Source organism: Acinetobacter sp. 'aerobic (ED)', from assembly GCF_904886855.1.
Lineage (GTDB): Bacteria > Pseudomonadota > Gammaproteobacteria > Pseudomonadales > Moraxellaceae > Acinetobacter > Acinetobacter courvalinii.
On the sequence record NZ_CAJHGI010000010.1, the window covers coordinates 1 to 17,043 of the forward strand.

The 17,043-nt window shown below is 44.6% G+C and carries 14 protein-coding genes; 10 read left to right on the forward strand and 4 right to left on the reverse strand.

Annotated elements, in window-relative coordinates:
* Positions 1-340: 340 nt before the first annotated feature.
* The 6 genes from JO943_RS16820 to JO943_RS16845 all read left to right on the forward strand — a co-directional run bounded on the left by JO943_RS16820 (position 341) and on the right by JO943_RS16845 (position 5,111).
* Positions 341-1,228: a VacJ family lipoprotein gene (locus tag JO943_RS16820; protein ID WP_202741367.1), complete on the forward strand. Its 888-nt coding sequence runs from the start codon at positions 341-343 to the stop codon at positions 1,226-1,228.
* 131 nt (positions 1,229-1,359) lie between these two features.
* Complete coding sequence (gene gigA, locus JO943_RS16825; protein ID WP_202741392.1) at positions 1,360-2,328, forward strand: RsbU family protein phosphatase GigA; 969 nt, start codon at positions 1,360-1,362, stop codon at positions 2,326-2,328.
* A 102-nt stretch (positions 2,329-2,430) separates the two neighbouring features.
* A complete protein-coding gene (gigB, locus tag JO943_RS16830; RefSeq protein WP_004774748.1) occupies positions 2,431-2,952 on the forward strand; it encodes an anti-anti-sigma factor GigB in 522 nt (173 codons plus the stop codon).
* Positions 2,953-2,980: 28 nt separating this feature from the next.
* Complete coding sequence (locus JO943_RS16835) at positions 2,981-3,805, forward strand: carbon-nitrogen hydrolase family protein (protein WP_199975264.1); 825 nt, start codon at positions 2,981-2,983, stop codon at positions 3,803-3,805.
* 210 nt (positions 3,806-4,015) lie between these two features.
* Positions 4,016-4,378 carry a DUF4951 domain-containing protein gene (locus tag JO943_RS16840; protein WP_005228808.1) on the forward strand — a complete coding sequence of 121 codons (363 nt, stop codon included), beginning with the start codon at positions 4,016-4,018 and terminating at the stop codon, positions 4,376-4,378.
* A 298-nt stretch (positions 4,379-4,676) separates the two neighbouring features.
* Positions 4,677-5,111, forward strand: a complete 435-nt coding sequence (locus JO943_RS16845; RefSeq protein WP_005228806.1) for an organic hydroperoxide resistance protein — start codon at positions 4,677-4,679, stop codon at positions 5,109-5,111.
* Between the two features lie 62 nt (positions 5,112-5,173).
* Here JO943_RS16845 and gspE read toward each other — a convergent pair whose 3' ends face one another.
* On the reverse strand, positions 5,174-6,664 hold the full coding sequence (gspE, locus tag JO943_RS16850; RefSeq protein WP_005228804.1) for a type II secretion system ATPase GspE: 1,491 nt from the start codon (positions 6,662-6,664) through the stop codon (positions 5,174-5,176).
* A 93-nt stretch (positions 6,665-6,757) separates the two neighbouring features.
* Between gspE and JO943_RS16855 the strand changes: the two genes are divergently transcribed.
* The gene (locus tag JO943_RS16855) at positions 6,758-7,579 is read left to right on the forward strand and encodes a hypothetical protein (RefSeq protein WP_202741368.1); all 822 of its coding nucleotides are present in this window, start codon (positions 6,758-6,760) and stop codon (positions 7,577-7,579) included.
* 9 nt (positions 7,580-7,588) lie between these two features.
* Positions 7,589-8,506 carry a mechanosensitive ion channel family protein gene (locus tag JO943_RS16860; protein WP_004774742.1) on the forward strand — a complete coding sequence of 306 codons (918 nt, stop codon included), beginning with the start codon at positions 7,589-7,591 and terminating at the stop codon, positions 8,504-8,506.
* Here JO943_RS16860 and JO943_RS16865 read toward each other — a convergent pair whose 3' ends face one another.
* Positions 8,507-11,368 (reverse strand): DUF2339 domain-containing protein, encoded by a 2,862-nt coding sequence (locus tag JO943_RS16865; RefSeq protein ID WP_202741369.1) that lies wholly within the window; start codon positions 11,366-11,368, stop codon positions 8,507-8,509.
* 188 nt (positions 11,369-11,556) lie between these two features.
* On the opposite strand from JO943_RS16865, the gene polA reads away from it, so the two are divergent.
* Together polA and JO943_RS16875 are read left to right on the forward strand one after the other, a co-directional pair.
* Entirely contained in the window at positions 11,557-14,322 is a 2,766-nt protein-coding gene (polA, locus tag JO943_RS16870; protein WP_202741370.1) for a DNA polymerase I, read from the forward strand.
* 126 nt (positions 14,323-14,448) lie between these two features.
* On the forward strand, positions 14,449-15,576 hold the full coding sequence (locus tag JO943_RS16875; RefSeq protein WP_202741371.1) for an acyltransferase family protein: 1,128 nt from the start codon (positions 14,449-14,451) through the stop codon (positions 15,574-15,576).
* A gap of 41 nt (positions 15,577-15,617) precedes the next feature.
* Here JO943_RS16875 and JO943_RS16880 read toward each other — a convergent pair whose 3' ends face one another.
* A complete protein-coding gene (locus tag JO943_RS16880) occupies positions 15,618-16,187 on the reverse strand; it encodes a YggT family protein (protein WP_005228797.1) in 570 nt (189 codons plus the stop codon).
* 16 nt (positions 16,188-16,203) lie between these two features.
* The gene (gene proC, locus JO943_RS16885; RefSeq protein ID WP_005283449.1) at positions 16,204-17,043 is read right to left on the reverse strand and encodes a pyrroline-5-carboxylate reductase; all 840 of its coding nucleotides are present in this window, start codon (positions 17,041-17,043) and stop codon (positions 16,204-16,206) included.

Below are 17,043 nucleotides of genomic sequence, written 5' to 3' on the forward strand. Positions count from 1 at the left end.
AATTTAGATATTTAGCAAACTTATCAACCAACTCAAGAATCTAACCATTTTAGCCAAACCCTTGTTTCTCAACAAGTTTTTATCTGCATCACCGCCGATGGATGTGCATTCTACAGCATTCCCAACCCAATGCAACACCCTTTTTTAAATTTATTTGATTTATTTGATCGAGTGTATATTTTTAGATCAAAATTACATTTTTTCTTATATTTTTCGACCGAATTTGTTTTAATACGATAAGAACAATTAAACTGTACTCTCGATATCTATGTTTTGCGTTAAGTGACGCAATCATTTTAATGACTGTATTATTTCGCTCTCACAGCGATTAAGGACTTATATGCATTACTCGAATTTTATCTTGCTTGGGTTGTTAACTGCTGGAGCGTGTTCATCAGTATTTGCGCAAGAGACTCTAACTGAGTCTGCTGCTCAAACTGCGACATCACAAGCACAGGTTACTTCTGAGCAAAAGGTTTCCACCATTCAAGCCATAAAAGACTTAAAGCATCTCACCAAGAATGATTTAAAAGTAAATGCCAATGCTGCACAACCGGATGCAGTGAAAGATCCTTTACAGCCATTAAATCGTCAGATTTACGCTTTTAATGACATGTTAGACCGTAACTTGTTAAAGCCAGTTGCGATTCAATATGTGGCTAAAGTTCCTGAACCTGTGCGTAGCCCTTATCGTCAGTTCCGTAAAAACCTGGGTGAGCCATGGAATGCGGTTAACCAACTCATTCAAGGCCGCCCTACCCGAGCAGCAAAAACTTTAGGTCGTTTTACAGTAAATACGTTAACCACTTTAGGTTTTGCTGATCCTGCGCGTCGTTTGGGCTTAGACACAGAAGAAGAAAGCTTTGGCGTGACGCTGGGTTATTATGGTGTACCTTCTGGCCCTTATGTGATGTTGCCCTTCTTTGGACCAAGTACCTTCCGTGATGGTTTTGGCTTGGCAGCCGACAGTTTTGGACGTCCACAAAAATATTTACTGGATGATCAAGACGGGATTTACTGGTCTACCAATGTATTACAAGCCGTTGATGCACGTTCACAAATTCTGGATATTGAAGAAAGCCTGAAAGGTGATAAATATTCCATGATCCGTGATTTCTATTTACAGCGTAAAGCTTTCCAGATTTCAGAGAAACGTGGTGACTCTGATGATGTCTCTTTTGTTGGTGATGCAGATGATGTTGACGACTCATCTTCTGACGAAAAATGATCATATTAAAATAATGTTTTACAAACTTATGTATTGTCAGGGAATTTAAACTCTGGCAATACTATAGTTATAGGTCATCTTTCATCTATGATGAATTAAAAATGATCATACAAAGGATTGACTATTCATCTATGTATTTCATTCAACCCACACGCGCCATACCCTGTCTAGATCAAGCTTTAACCGAGTTACCAAGTTTGCAGATCATTCGAGTTGATGATCTGGACTTGTATGATCAAACCATTATTGCGATTGCCGACGTACAAGATTTTTTAAAGTATCAATGGAAGTTGCCGACGGTGGTACTTGCCTTTGAACATGAAGGTGCGGCTTTGGCGCAAGCATGGGAACTGGGAGCCTTGGCGGGCTGGATTTGGGATAGCTTACCCAAGAATCCAATCCATTCTTTATTCAAGATCGACGCGCAATATAAACGTAATCAGGATAGCCGTGACTTACCTTCGGCGGCCGAATTACAAAAACGTTTGTTGCCAAACCCGATTGAGCTGTCGAACTACCAGTTTGAATCTTTCTTTCAGCCTTCGGCTTATTTGTCGGGCGACTGGTATGACTATTGGCGTTTGAATGATGAAGAAGTGCTGTTCTATCTGGCAGATGTATCAGGACATGGTGTCACCAGTAGCCTATTAACCTCTTGGATGGCCGCCTTTCATGGTCGCTCAAAAACACCAGGACAATTAATTCAGAAACTCAATGCCATGTTGGTGCAAGAAAATATTGAAAAGCATATCACCATGGTGGCTGGTATTTTAAATCTGGCGACCCATGAAGTACGCTGGTCGAGTGCAGGACATTACCCACCTCCAATCATTTTTGAACCGAACCAGCCTCCACAGATTTTAACCACCAGTAGCTTTCCCTTAGGGCTCACCGAGGAACTGGAAGTTGAAGAGCATCGCTGTGTATTAAGCCCTCAGGCACGCTTCATTGTGTGTTCGGATGGTGCGCTTGAACCTTTCGATGGTGGCCTGAATGATCAGTTTAATCAACTGGTCGAACACCTGCAAAATGATGCCTTTAAAGCACCCGACCATGTCGCGGATGACATTGCAATACTCAGCCTTCGCCGAATGAATTAATTTAAATATCATTAACTTAACCAAATCCAGGCATCCACCCACTTGTGTCTGGAATATCACTATGGGATAATTTTATATCCTTTCTCTGAAAATGGCATTTATATGTCAACAGGTCATGTTGAATATGCAAGTTTGAACGGAACGCATATTTTCAAGCTTATTGGCGAAGTGCGTGCTCACTCTTGTATAAGTCTAGACAAACTGCTCAACCGAATTGAACAACAGCAAAATGTTGTTGGTGCAATCGTTGACTTAACTGAAACCACGTTTATTGACAGTACCGTTTTAGGCATTCTGGCAAAACTGGGTTTAAAGCTAAAGCAAGTTCATCAGATCCAAGCAGTCATGCTGTCAACAAATCCGGATATTACCACCTTGGCCAACAGCATGGGGCTAGGTCAGGTATTTGTGATTTTAAATTACTGTGGCGATCCGAGTGTATGTACGTTAGAGCTTACCGATGAACATGTCACTCATAGTGCCATGCTCAATACTGTGCTCGATGCACATAAAACACTGATGCGTTTAAATGAAAATAACCAGAATATGTTTGAACCTCTGGTTAAACAATTGCAAAAAGAACAAGATTGCCTCAATCTCGATGCACATAAACAAAACGCTTGATCATTAAACCTGATAACGCGGCGCCTATATGACTTTACTCTCTGTTGTACAAATGAACTCCCAAAATGATATCGAAGCCAATTTCGTTGTCATTGAATCATTAATTCAACAGAGTAAAGCTCAGGCAGCTGAACTGATCGTTTTTCCTGAAAACTTCGTCTGCTTTGCTGCGGGTAAACAGCGTGAAACCGCAGCTCAATTCGAAGTAATTCAAGCACGTTTAGAACAATTAGCACATCGTTATCAAATCTGGATTGTTGCAGGCACACTCCCATGCCCTTTCCGTCCAGATGGTTCAATCATTCAGGATGGCCGGGTTCGAACCGTCAGTTTATGTATCAGTCCTGAAGGTACCGAAGCACGCTACGACAAGATTCACTTGTTTGATGTGCAAGTCAGTGATGCCGTTGGCGGTTATCAGGAATCTAAATTTTTCGAACCGGGTGATCAGGTCATCGTTGCCAAAACACCTTTTGGTAATATCGGCCTGATGGTCTGCTATGATTTACGTTTTCCGGAACTGGCTTTAACCCTGCGCCAGCAAGGCGCCAATATGTTAACCGCCCCTGCTGCCTTTACCTATACGACGGGTCAAATGCATTGGCAGTTGCTACTACAAGCGCGGGCCATGGATAGCCAATGTTATGTTTTAGGTGCTGCCCAGCAAGGCTGGCATGGTGAAAAACGTCAAACTTGGGGGCATGCCGGGATTACCAATAGTCGTGGCCAGCTGCTTCAGATGATCGAGACTGAAGGTCATGGTCTCATCACCAGTGCATTTGATCTTGAAGAACAAAATGCTATACGTGCTTCTATGCCACTGATGCAACATCGCAAATTAATTAATTATTAAAAATGCCATAATCGCAACATTTTCAATGTTGGTTTTGCACAAAATAACGGCAACAGCACATGTGCTGACCGTATTGTTCAATTTTTAACAATGTAGCTTTTCTAGATTCATGATTTAATACAATTTATTTGATCATGATCGAACAAATTCGAATGATTTTGGGATAGGCATGATGTAACATCATCAACTGATTCTTATTAAGCTTTATTCATGTTTAGATTTATCGCTGCTTTGTTTTTTTTGGGGACCACTGCATCACTTCATGCAATGACAGTTGATGCAAATATCGAGGAATCGGCAACTTCAGCAACGATCTTGTCTACCCCGCAGAATTTATCCTTAAATGCGTTTGGTCAATGGATTATTGGCTGGGGAACAGGTCCAGAAGGTGCCCGTCAACGTCTAGATAATATTCAACGTGAAGATGTTGCTGTGATTAAGCAAAAAGGTACCACGCTGGAAATGATCAAGGCCTGGCAGCAACATTTTGAACTTGAAGCCCAAAATAATCTTAGCAACCCGACAGCGCGTTATCGTGCCCGTCTGATGAAAAAAATTGCCGATCTGTGGTAATTCACTAACAGAACACGTTTCTAGCCTTGGCATAAGTTTGATTACTTATGCCTTTTGTTTTTTATAATCGATAATATTTTCCCACTGTTCAGCCCGCCCTACGTACACGCCTATTCAAACTAAACGAGCAACAACCGGACTCCCCACATCTAACAACCATGGCACCGACAACAAACCGGCATTTACCCTACACGTATAACAAGCAAAGAGGGCAAGATCGGCAACGTTTACTGACTTGTATTTTGCTTCAGAATCAGTACGATCAAATTGCATTCAATAATATTCAGGGATCATTATCATGTCATTAGAAAAAGTGGTTTATCGTGCGAAAGCAAAAGCAACTGGTGGTCGAGATGGCCGTGCAACCTCTTCTGACGGTGTCTTAGATGTAAAACTCGGCGTACCTAAAGAAATGGGCGGTGCGGGCGGCGAAGTCACCAATCCGGAGCAACTGTTTGCTGCCGGCTATTCAGCCTGTTTCTTGGGAGCAATGAAGTTTGTTGCCAACCGCGATAAGTTCAATATCAGCAAAGATGCCTATGTAGAAGGTGAGGTCGGTATTGGCCCCATTCCAACAGGTTTTGGGATCGAAGTTACTTTAAATGTGTATCTGATCGGTATGGAACAAGCGGAAGCAGAACAACTGGTTGCTGCCGCACACATTGTTTGCCCGTATTCAAATGCAACCCGCAACAATATTGATGTGAATTTTAATATCGTGACTGCTGCATAATTTGAACGACCATAACAAAACAGCATGCGATCTGCATGCTGTTTTTATTTCAAAGCCTAAATTTATTCTTCAGCAGCTTCATTGGTGACACGAAGTACTTCTTCCAATGTGGTTTTTCCTGCTAGGACTTTCAATAAACCATCATCACGAATGGACGCTGCATGACGGCGTGCATGATTTTCCAGTTCATACTCAGCCGCATTGCCATGAATTAAACGGCGCATCGACTCATCGACTGGCACGATTTCATAAATAGCCGTTCGACCGCTAAAACCCACATGTGAACACTTTTCGCAACCCTTCGGTTCAGGCAGTTGCATAGCTTCATCGGCTTTAAGATGCTGAAAAACCTGACGCTCAAAAGCATCTGCCGCTCGCCATGTCACACAATGCGGACATAAGGTACGCACCAAACGTTGGGCAATCACTCCAATTAAGGAACTGGCCAAGAGGAATGGCTCGATTCCCATATCTTTTAAACGGGTTACTGCCCCAATTGCGGTATTGGTATGCAAGGTAGACAGTACCAAGTGACCCGTTAACGAAGCTTGAACTGCAATTTCAGCAGTTTCCAGATCACGAATCTCACCGACCATCACCACATCAGGGTCCTGACGTAACATCGCCTTCAAGGCACGCGCAAAGGTCATATCCACTTTGGTATTGACCTGTGTCTGTCCAATGCCTTCCAGTTGATATTCAATCGGATCTTCAGCAGTCAGGATATTACGGGTATTGTCATTCAGATCAGACAATGCCGCATACAAGGTCGTGGTTTTACCCGATCCGGTTGGCCCGGTCACCAGAATAATGCCGTGCGGGCGATGCACCAGTTGGGTTAAACGCTCGTAGTCATTTTTCATCAAGCCCAAATGGGTCATGTTGAGACGCCCCGCCTGCTTGTCCAGCAAACGCATCACCACACGTTCACCATGTGAAGAAGGTAAGGTCGAAACACGGACATCTACTTCACGTCCAGCCAGACGCAATGAAATACGGCCATCTTGCGGGACCCGCTTTTCGGCAATATCCAGTTTGGCCATGACCTTGATCCGTGAGACCAACAGCGGTGCCAGCTCACGACGTGGCTGAACAATCTCACGCAATTGGCCATCAACACGTAACCGTACTGACAGTTTTTTCTCGAAGGCTTCGATATGAATATCCGAAGCACTGACCCGAATCGCTTCTGATAATAAGGCATTGATTAAACGCACAATCGGCGCATCATCCTCCTGATCCATCAGATCTTCGGCTTCAGGGACCTGATCGGCCAGACTCAATAAATCGGGATGATCTTCCAGCCCTGCTGCAACCTGTTGCGATTCGCCGGTATCCCCCGCATAACTAGAACTGAGTAAGGCATGAAATTCCTGATCACTACACAATTGATCGTGGGCAGATTTCCCCAAAATTCGACGCGCTTCCTGCAACGCAATACGCGCAGTGTCCTTGCGTCGTACAATAAAAATTTGATCACCTTCATAGCGCAATAAAACGCCATGTCGCTTCGCAAAACTATAAGGAATTTGTATTTGTTTAAGTATTTGCATCACACAAATAATGATAAGAGAAAGTATTGAGTGTACTCTAAGCAGATTACAGCGTGAAGTCTGTTTAGCATACTCACAAAGGAATTTTGCATCTTGTCTCAAAATAATCAATTTGAACCACCGCCTTCCAATACATTGAAATGGTGGGGCGAACAACAATTCGAACTTCAACAGGCCAAAGCTTGGCAATTCGGTTCATTGCTCTTTCGTCTGACTCGCGGCATCAAAGAATGGCGGCTGGAATATCATCGTCCTCAATTTCAGTATGACTACGAACAACAATGGCGGATATTGAACGATATCGAATTTGCTATGCCGCCTCCAGCAAAAATTGAACGCTACATGTTCCATAAAACCAACAGTACCTTTCATTTGATGCCACGGCTAGCTGATCGCTCGGTGGTGATTCGTCCTGTGGATCCGATTTATATTCCCGCGGGTCAGCGTGGCACCTTATATATCAGTACGCCATTGTGGATCGCTGGTCTGGTAGATGGTCTTTCTGAACCGCTTTTTGATATTCCCGTGATTCAACCGAAAGACACCTGGTTTGGTAAAGACCCGCAAAATGGTGAGATTTGCTACGCCACCTCAGTCGACGGGCGTATTGATTTGAATCTGCTAAAACCACGTGCTTTCCGAGCAGTCACGCCAATTGAGTTTCACAATACCAGTCATCATCAATTGCGTTTTGACCGTATGAATGTACCGGTGCCTGCCCTGCCATTATTTTATAGTGAAAGTACAGGACGCTTATGGACCTCGCAAATCAAGGTCTATTACGAAGGAACCGATCATCCGGCCCGTATTCGCATCGAAAACAAAACCCCGACTCAGGCTGGTGAAGTCACCTATGTACATCCCCCTCGAGCCCCAGGTAGCACCTTATTCAATATGTTTGATTCATTTTTCTAAGGGGTTGCCATGCCGAATTCAAATATTCCAAAAGATGTTGCTGGCAGCCTGACCAGTGTTTTTACCAACATTAATTTTGAGCGCCTCAGCGAAATCGTGGTCGCCATTATTTTATGTTTTATCGGCTTCCTGATTGCGCGACTGGTATCCAATGCCTTTATCCGCACCATTGGCAGCCGTTTTAATGCCCATCAACGCTTATTATGGCGTCGAGGTATTTTTTACTTTATTTTCTTGCTGTTCATCATGACCAGTTTAAGGGAAGCAGGTTTTAAACTGAGTGTCTTTCTCGGAGCAGCGGGGATCTTGACCGTGGCCTTGGGTTTCGCTTCTCAGACTTCAGCAACCAACTTGATCAGCGGTTTGTTCCTGATTGGCGAAGGTTCCTTTGAAGTCGGCGATACCATTCAGATTACCTTGATTCGGGGGCAAACCATTGAAGGTGAAGTGATTTCGATTGACTTACTCTCAGTCAAACTTTTGACGCTGGACAATGTTTATATTCGCTTGCCGAACGAACAGCTGATTCGAACGCCCGTGATGAACTTATCCAAATATCCGATACGGCGGATCCCGATTACGTTGGCGATTAACTTCCATGAAGATATCATCAAAGTTCGGCAAGTCTTGTTAGATGTTGCAGCGAAATATCCACTGGTGATGGATGATCCGAAAGCAACAGTGACGGTAACAGCGTTCAGGGAGTCTTCCATTGAGCTGTTATTTGCAGTGTGGTGCCGTCAGGAAAACTCACTCAAAGTCCGCGATGAAATGCAGGAACGGATTCGTAATGGCTTTCTGGAAAATGAAATCGAGATTCCTGTGCCGAAAATGGGCCTGATTGATCGACCTCTCCCCTTGGAAAATGATGAAATCGATCAATATGCCAATCAGAAAGAACTGAAAAAAGACGAGAAAGAAAGATAATTAGCTTTCTTTCTCTGTTCCACTTAGCGCAGGTGGCAACGGTGCCAAATAAGCAATCACCAGCATCACCGCTCCCGAACCGATAAACGAAATCACACGGGTTAAGGTGCCACTTTGCGATAAGTCTAATAACAGGAGTTTCAGCACCACGATTCCCAATAAAGCCGCACCGACAAACCAGATTTGACGAATGTGACGGCGACTGGAAAAGGTCATCAGAATAAACGCCAGAATCACCCACAGCAGCGTTAAACTCAATTGTACATCACCATTCGACCAGATGGCTGTGCCCCAAAATGGCGTACCCAGATAATGATGCATGGCGCGCACCACCACACTACTCAGCACCAATAGCCCAATTAAAATCGTGGTGACTTTAAAGCTCCATTCAATCGACCGTTCAGCACTAAAATCATGATGATAAATCATCCAGATCAGGCCAAAGAACATCAATACAGACAGAATATCGGTCAGGTTAAATAGCGGTAGTACATAATATTGCTGCGCAGAATAAGGGTCCAGACTGATCAATACCAACCAGAACAGGGTTAAGCACCAGATCGGAACCTGATGTAGCAATTGGGTGTTCTTCGATATAAATTGCCAAAGACTATAAACCGCAGGGACAATCGCAAGTGCAACAAGCGGCATGATTGGAAAAATAGCCAATCCAATACTAGCAAGACTAAGCCAGAGCAAACCTGACCACAGCATGAGCGATGCTTTAGATCTGTTATCACTCAAGAACATCAGGATCAAGGTCATGGCAATCGACGCTACAGCAAAGCTGACCTGATTTAAGCTACTCGACCAATGCCAAACCGAATACACATTTTGAGCAAAACTTTCCACGTAGAGCAATGCTAATAAGCCAGCCAACAAGATGAGTTGTACACTGCCCCATTGCAATCGAGATTTAAGCTGTACGGCCAGACTAAACAAAGCCAGCAAGATAGCTGCGACCGCGAGATATGGACTCAGCCCATGTTGTTGCCATTGCATCAATTCAACCGCAGCAATCGCTCCAGAATATAATCCAAGTGCTAAAAACACGCCGCTGAGCATGCGCGCACTGAAATATTTTTCGACTTCCTGATAATGCAACAAATAAAAAGCCGAAATAAATTGTGCTAATGCAAAAATCGCGGTGCTTAAAATCGGAAAATGATCATTTGACCAGACCTGAAACAGCAATGCTACCGAACTGAGCAAGACCAGGGCGACGCCCACATAACGACTTAAACGGTATCGCTCGGTGACACCCCAAACGATTAATGCCGTGCCCTGAATCACCCAGCCGGTTGAGGTCCAGTGCGCCCCTTTGGCCAGTGGGAAAATTAATGCAACGAATACCACCGCAAGGATAAAAAAGCTTTTGGCTAAAATTGAAAGTTGCGGATACTGGCGTTTAATCCAAAGATTTAAGGCAATGTAAGTCGCGGCAAGTGCAACGGCTCCCCATGTCAGTGCTGAGGTCGAGTTATGCATTAAATAGGCATGCAAGGAAAAGCCCAGCACAGGCACACTAAAGATCAGGCCGACATCCAGAATCGGCTGTAAGCGCTCAGATGACTGATCGGTTGGTTGCTGATTTTGAGCGCGTAGCATTAACTGGCTATAACGGATACTCAGCCAGATAAATAAAGCGATATGCAACCACAGGATCACATCCAAAGTATCGAACTGCGACGTCTTGGCATACACCCCGATGCTAGAACCACCAATAAACATGGTGGCAAAGAACGCAATCTGATGCAGGATTTTCCAGGGTTGAATAAAGTTTAGCGCTGCCACAGCCAAGTTAATGACAAAGTAATAGCCAAACAGAAAAATTACATCCGGATGATTTTGTGGAATCACCAACGGTGCAAGATAAGCCATGGTCAATGCCAACATGGCCAAATACAGGGCGTGTTGCTTTAAACTCAGATAAACCGTAGCCGATAATAAAATCACAAATAAAATACTGGCTGTGCTTAAGCTGGCAATCACGGCAAAATGATGAGAGAAAATCAAGGTCAGGAACACGACTGCCAGCCCTACGCCTTGCAACACGACGGCAAAGAGCTGATTTTTCCGTTGCAGCCAATACCCCGCCACAGTCGTCGCGATACCGGCACTGGCAATAAAGCCCAGTTTTACACCCAGACTGAGTTGCCAATGTTCACTGGCAAAACGTAAGAGTAAAACCACACCGACCATCAGTACCGCGACAGCGACACGCAGAATCGGATTGCCGTGTATCATCCAGTCCAGTGCGGGCTGCCACCAACTTGGTGTATTCGGCTTGGTGACTTGAGTCACTGGCGTCGAGGTCTGCTCAACTGGTGCTGCAACGGATTCAGTTGTTTGCAGCATCCATGCCGGATGCTGCACGGGGTCAAGAGGATTAGAGGAAGCTGTAGTTGTGTGTTCAAGCTGCTGATCCAGCGGAGTTGACTGGGCTTGAGCGGCGCGCTCGACCTGAATCTGATGGTGTTGAATCGCATGCTGTTCCAGATGCAATAAACGGGTCTGAAATGCACTAATCGTTTGGATCAAGCACAACAGCAACACCAATAAAGCCCCGCCCGCCAGCCACATCCAAGTATTGGCATAGGCAAACAGGGCCACCAATGCCGCGCTATAAATCACAATTTTCTGGACAGCCATCCCTGTAGCCGGCACAAAACCATTCCCGCTTGCTTGTTCAAGTTGTAGCAAACGCTGATGAATCTCAGACAGAATGTGCACAATAACAACGGTCAGCCCGATTGTCGCGGCAATAACAGTCGCATGCCATTTGAATGCAACCGCACAAGCAAGCAACACCGTCAAAGCAATCAGGACAACGACTATTCCCTGTTTGTCTTTTTTATACATAGACTTATATCAATTATGACAGCTTCATTGCTGGTATCTTACTTGATCACTGCATAAGCAGGTATTTTCACATACAAAATACTGCAAATCTTAAACCACAGTTCCCCTGCTACAGATTCCAGTTCAGATAAGACAGCCACCGCTTTTTCACGTAAAATACCGACTAATTTATAATTAGGATTTGCGCAATGCCACCTTTTGTCTTGGTTGACGGGTCTTATTTCTTATTTCGTGCTTTTCACGCTTTACCGCCATTAACGACGTCTACTGGCTTACATACCAATGCAATACGTGGTGCAATTTCAGCAATCCAGAAATTGATGCGTCGTACCCAACCGACTCATATGGCAGTGATTTTCGATACGCCGGAACCGACTTTCCGCCATAAGTTATCACCGATCTATAAAGGTGATCGACCAAGTATGCCTGAGGAGTTGTCTCAGCAAATTCCTTATTTACATGCATTGATCAGAGCACAGGGTATTCCGTTGTATAGCCTTCCAGGGGCGGAAGCGGATGATATCATTGGCACACTCACCAAACGTGCGCTTTCGGAAGGTCACCATGTCCTGATTTCCACCGGTGACAAGGACATGGCGCAGCTGGTCAATGAACACGTCAAACTGGAAGATAGCTTCAAAGAACGTGTTTTAGATGAAGCAGGTGTTTTCGAGAAATTTGGAGTTCATCCCAACCAGATCATCGATTACCTGACCCTGATGGGAGATGCGTCTGACGGCATCATGGGTGTGCCGGGTGTGGGTGCAAAAACAGCAGCCAAGTTGTTAAATGAATACGGCACCTTGAGCAATATCATTGCCAATGCCGATCAGTTGAAAGGCAAAATCAGCCAGAACATTAAAGATAATCTAGACAACATCAAGATTGACCATCAATTGGCAAGCATTGTTTGTGATCTTGATCTGGCTTTAGACTGGCATGACCTGAAACTCACCAATCCAAATGTAGATCAGTTACGTCACCTGTATACCGAGCTTGAATTCCGTAACCAGTTACAGTCGCTGGATCATCCCAACAACCCGAATAGCCCTGCTTATCAACAGGCTGCACAAAGTATTGCCAAAGCAGAACAAAAAACTGAGCAGGTGATGATTGAAGATCATGCCAGTCTGTCGAGTCAGGATGATCAACTGGGTACAGCGACCTACCATACCGTGCTAAGCCAGCAGGATTGGGATACATTATTGCAACGTATGCAGCAAGCAGATCATTTTGCGATTGATACTGAAACTACCAATCTAGACTACCGCTTTGCTGAGCTGGTCGGGTTCTCGGTCGCCTTTGATGCCAATGATGCGTACTATGTTCCGGTTGCCCATGATTATGAAGGTGCGCCAGAACAACTGAATCGTGAACAGCTTCTGGCCCAGATCAAACCGATTCTTGAAAATGAACAGGTCAAGAAAATTGGTCATCATCTAAAATATGATGCCCACATCTTTGCCAATCACGGTATCAGCATTCAAGGCTGGTATTTCGATACCATGCTGGCGTCTTATGTATTTAATGCAGCAGCAACACGACATGGCATGGATGATGTTGCCCGTCTTTATCTCAGTCATTTGACCACGACTTTTGAACAGATTGCCGGTAAAGGCGCCAAACAGAAAACCTTTAACCAGATTGAGCTTGAAGTGGCAGCGCATTATGCCGCTGAAGATGCGCACGTTACCTATCGTTTATACGAAGTGCTTGCAGCAAAACTGAAAGACCATCCGGAACTGGTGAATATCCTGCATAACATTGAAATGCCTGTTGCGCGCGTGCTCACGGGTATGGAAGAAGATGGGATTAAACTGGATCATGCTTTCCTTGATCAACTCAGCGTAGAGTTTTCCGAAACCATTCAGACTCTTGAAGCACAGGCAGCCGAACTCGCAGGTGAAGCGTTTAATGTCGCATCTCCAAAACAGGTCGGTGAAGTGCTGTTTGAAAAGCTTGGACTTAAAGGTGGCAAGAAGACGGCAACCGGTCAATACAGCACCAGTGAAAGTATTCTTGAGAAAATTGAACATCCATTGGCTGAAGTGATTTTAGAGCATCGCGGTTTGGCGAAACTGAAAAATACCTATACCGATCGCCTGATTGTGCAGTCAAATGATGCAACCCACCGGGTACATACCAGCTATCACCAGGCCTTAACCGCAACAGGTCGTTTGTCTTCAACCGATCCAAACCTGCAAAACATTCCAATCCGTACTCCGATTGGCCGTCAGATCCGTAAAGCCTTTATTGCGCCTGAAGGTCGCGTGTTACTCGCTGCCGATTATTCACAAATCGAATTACGTTTGATGGCGCATTTCTCGCAAGATGATGCATTGGTGCATGCTTTCCAGCAAGGTCAGGACGTACACCGCCGTACCGCTTCCGAAGTACTAGGTATTGCTATTGAAGATGTTACCAATGACCAACGTCGTCAGGCCAAAGCGGTCAACTTCGGTCTGCTCTATGGGATGTCTGAATTCGGTTTAACCCGTCAGCTTGGCTTTAGCCGTGAAGAATCGCGTAGCTATATCGCACGTTACTTCCAACGCTACCCAGGGGTACTGGATTATATGGAACGTACCCGCCAGATCGCACGTGAGCAAGGCTTTGTGGAAACCATTTTAGGTCGACGTTTGTATACGCCTGACATTATGGCGAGCAACAAGATGATCAAACAGGCGGCTGAACGTGCAGCAATCAATGCCCCGTTACAAGGCAGTGCGGCAGATATTATTAAGCTGGCCATGATCGCCGTCGATAAAATGCTGCCGAAAGATCAGGCCAAGCTGTTATTACAGGTCCACGATGAACTTGTATTTGAAGCAGATGTGGCAATCGCCGATGAGCTTTCCAAACAAATTGCGGAAGTGATGCAATCGGTACTAGAGATTTCGGTGCCATTTGTGGTGGAAGTCGGACAGGGTCTAAACTGGGATGCTGCGCATTAAGCTAGCCTGATTGCACAAAAACAAAATGTTTCTTGCAGACAGGGGATAAACTCCCCTGCGCTACAAGAACACAATAATAAAGAATAGCCGATAACAATTAATTCGTATAGGAGAAAGGAATGCAACATGTCCTTTAATCAAGTCCAATTCAAGCGTTTTCACTCTATTGATTCATTACGCTGTATTTCAATCTTTCTGGTGTTACTGCATCACTTCAATATTCCTTACAAACTATTTGATACTTCCATTAACTTTCAGGTTTTTGGCGAAAACATCACCACGCTTTTAGCCCGCAATGGTAACTACGGCGTTACCATGTTTTTCGTGATCTCCGGCTATCTCATCACCTCCCATACCATCAAGCGTTGGGGAGCATTGCAGCAGATCAATACCCGCGACTTTTATATATCACGATTTGCACGCATCATGCCGACCCTGATTCTGCTGATTTGTGTGGTCAATCTTCTCGGTGCATTTGAGCTCAAGCCTTTTATGACGCAAGCCCCAAATGGCATCGTCGTGGCTCAATCCACCGTCAATCTGGCAGCACTGACCTTCTGGATGAATCTGCTGATTATCGAAAATGGCTGGGTCAACTATGCACTTGGCGTGTTATGGTCATTATCTGTGGAAGAAGTCTTTTATTTGCTGTTTCCGCTGACCGCGCTGCTGTTTAAGAGAAAACCCTACTTTCTATTGGCATGTTTCGCCTTAATTCTATTTGCACCCTATTTTAGATCTTTGCACTATGGTGAAGAAAGTGGTGCTTACCTATACCATTATTTTTCAAGCTTTGACGGGATTGCTTTTGGCTGTGTGGCTGCGCTGCTAGCACCGCAACTGAAGCTGCAAGCCAAAAACTGGTTAGTCCTGAAATATATGGCGATTGCGACCATGTTTATCATCTACTTTTCTGCCCCGATTAAACAAAACTGTATCTGGGGTATCAGTCTATTTGCACTGGCAACAGCAATCGTCATTCTTGCGAATGTCGCACATGAGCAGGTTATACAGGTCCAGCGCTTGAAGTGGCTGCAAGAGATTGGTAAGAACAGTTATGAAATTTATTTATTCCATCTGATTATTTTAGGTTTTTTCAAACTGTTTTATACACCAGCACTGACCGAGGGTAATATTAAACTGGTGTTATTATTAGTCTATCTTATCCTCGCCATTGGATTAGGTGCCTTGATTGCGCGCTACTTTTCCAATCCCTTAAATCGAGCCATACGACAACGCTTGATCAAGAAATAAAAAATGGACATGACGCCCATTTTTTATTGAATCAAACTCGCTTAAAGGCCCGTTAACAGGACTTTAGCTGCTTCATTCATCAGGATCTCAGCCACATACAGCGCCAGAAATGCCAGAATTGGAGAAAGGTCAATCATTCCCATATTCGGCATGATACGACGGAAAGGTGCAAGTAAAGGCTCAGCCAGCTCCTGAATCACTTCGATATATGGCGAGCGTGACTGGGTAAACATCACCACCCAACTTAAAATAATGGTGGCAAAAATCAAATAACGACAGAAACGGATCAGGTCCTGAATCATGGTCACAAAGGTGGTCACCACCAGATACACGGCGCTGTGTGGCATCTGCCCTGATAAATACATCAGGCCGAACATTTTCAGTAAATATAGCACCAGCAACAAAGCTACTGCCGCTAAATTGACACGACCTTTACCTACTGTTGGAAAAATACGACTAAAAATATCTACAATCTTGGTTGCTTTCACTGTCGAAAGCACCACCGGATTGTATGGACTCACTGCCGCCAATTGCATTAAAAAACGGAAAAAGACCAATAAAATTGCAACATTGATCAAAACACCAAAAATTAGCGCAGAACTTGCACCCATAATTGTCTTATCCTACTTAAACCGATTTAGTCTTGTCACTCAGCTCTTGCGCAAGCTCTTGGCTACGCTTTTGAGCTGCTGCAAGCGCTGCTTGAATATTTTGTGAAATCTGGGCACGGTCAAACACCTCTAAAGCTGCTTGGGTTGTGCCGTTGGGAGAGGTCACATTTTTACGTAATTCTGCGGGAGAATTTGAACTGGTAATTGCCATTTGTGCCGCACCTAAAGCTGTTTGCAAGGTTAATGCAGTTGCAACCTTTTCATCCAGCCCTAGGTTTTTACCAGCGCGAATCATGCTTTCCATCAAATAGAAGAAATATGCAGGACCAGAACCCGATACTGCAGTTACTGCATCAATCTGTGCTTCATTTTCTACCCAGAGGGTCAAACCTGTCGCTGCAAGAATCTGACTGGTCAATTCACGGTCTTGGGCATCAACTGCTGCAGGTGCATAAATCCCATGGGCACCCGTCTGCACCAGCGCTGGCGTATTCGGCATAACACGGACAATACGCTGACTACCGCCAATCAAATCTGAAATGGTCTGAATTTCAGCCCCTGCAATAATCGAGATTACCAGTTTATCTGACAATAGGCCCTTTAATGGTTGTAATACCGTTGCCAGTACTTGCGGCTTTACCGCCAACACCACGACATCGGCATGCTTGATTGCGTCAACATTCTCAGTCGTAGTCTGAATTCCTTTTTCTTCTAATACGTGACGAATTTGCTCTACAGGATCAGAAACGGTAATGCGTGTGGTCGGTAATCCACGAGAAAGTAAGCCACCAATCAAGGCCTGGGCCATATTACCGCCGCCAATAAAACAAATATTTTTATTCAATGCTGTCGCCAT

What these genes read in the sequence shown, in the direction of transcription:
- gigA (WP_202741392.1), top strand. Translation starts at nt 1,360, where the DNA reads ATGTATTTCATTCAACCCACACGCGCCATACCCTGTCTAGATCAAGCT.
- JO943_RS16840 (WP_005228808.1), top strand. Translation starts at nt 4,016, where the DNA reads ATGTTTAGATTTATCGCTGCTTTGTTTTTTTTGGGGACCACTGCATCA.
- JO943_RS16860 (WP_004774742.1), top strand. Translation starts at nt 7,589, where the DNA reads ATGCCGAATTCAAATATTCCAAAAGATGTTGCTGGCAGCCTGACCAGT.
- JO943_RS16820 (WP_202741367.1), top strand. Translation starts at nt 341, where the DNA reads ATGCATTACTCGAATTTTATCTTGCTTGGGTTGTTAACTGCTGGAGCG.
- polA (WP_202741370.1), top strand. Translation starts at nt 11,557, where the DNA reads ATGCCACCTTTTGTCTTGGTTGACGGGTCTTATTTCTTATTTCGTGCT.
- JO943_RS16880 (WP_005228797.1), bottom strand. Translation starts at nt 16,187, where the DNA reads ATGGGTGCAAGTTCTGCGCTAATTTTTGGTGTTTTGATCAATGTTGCA.
- JO943_RS16845 (WP_005228806.1), top strand. Translation starts at nt 4,677, where the DNA reads ATGTCATTAGAAAAAGTGGTTTATCGTGCGAAAGCAAAAGCAACTGGT.
- gspE (WP_005228804.1), bottom strand. Translation starts at nt 6,664, where the DNA reads ATGCAAATACTTAAACAAATACAAATTCCTTATAGTTTTGCGAAGCGA.
- gigB (WP_004774748.1), top strand. Translation starts at nt 2,431, where the DNA reads ATGTCAACAGGTCATGTTGAATATGCAAGTTTGAACGGAACGCATATT.
- JO943_RS16865 (WP_202741369.1), bottom strand. Translation starts at nt 11,368, where the DNA reads ATGTATAAAAAAGACAAACAGGGAATAGTCGTTGTCCTGATTGCTTTG.
- proC (WP_005283449.1), bottom strand. Translation starts at nt 17,043, where the DNA reads ATGGCGACAGCATTGAATAAAAATATTTGTTTTATTGGCGGCGGTAAT.
- JO943_RS16835 (WP_199975264.1), top strand. Translation starts at nt 2,981, where the DNA reads ATGACTTTACTCTCTGTTGTACAAATGAACTCCCAAAATGATATCGAA.
- JO943_RS16875 (WP_202741371.1), top strand. Translation starts at nt 14,449, where the DNA reads ATGTCCTTTAATCAAGTCCAATTCAAGCGTTTTCACTCTATTGATTCA.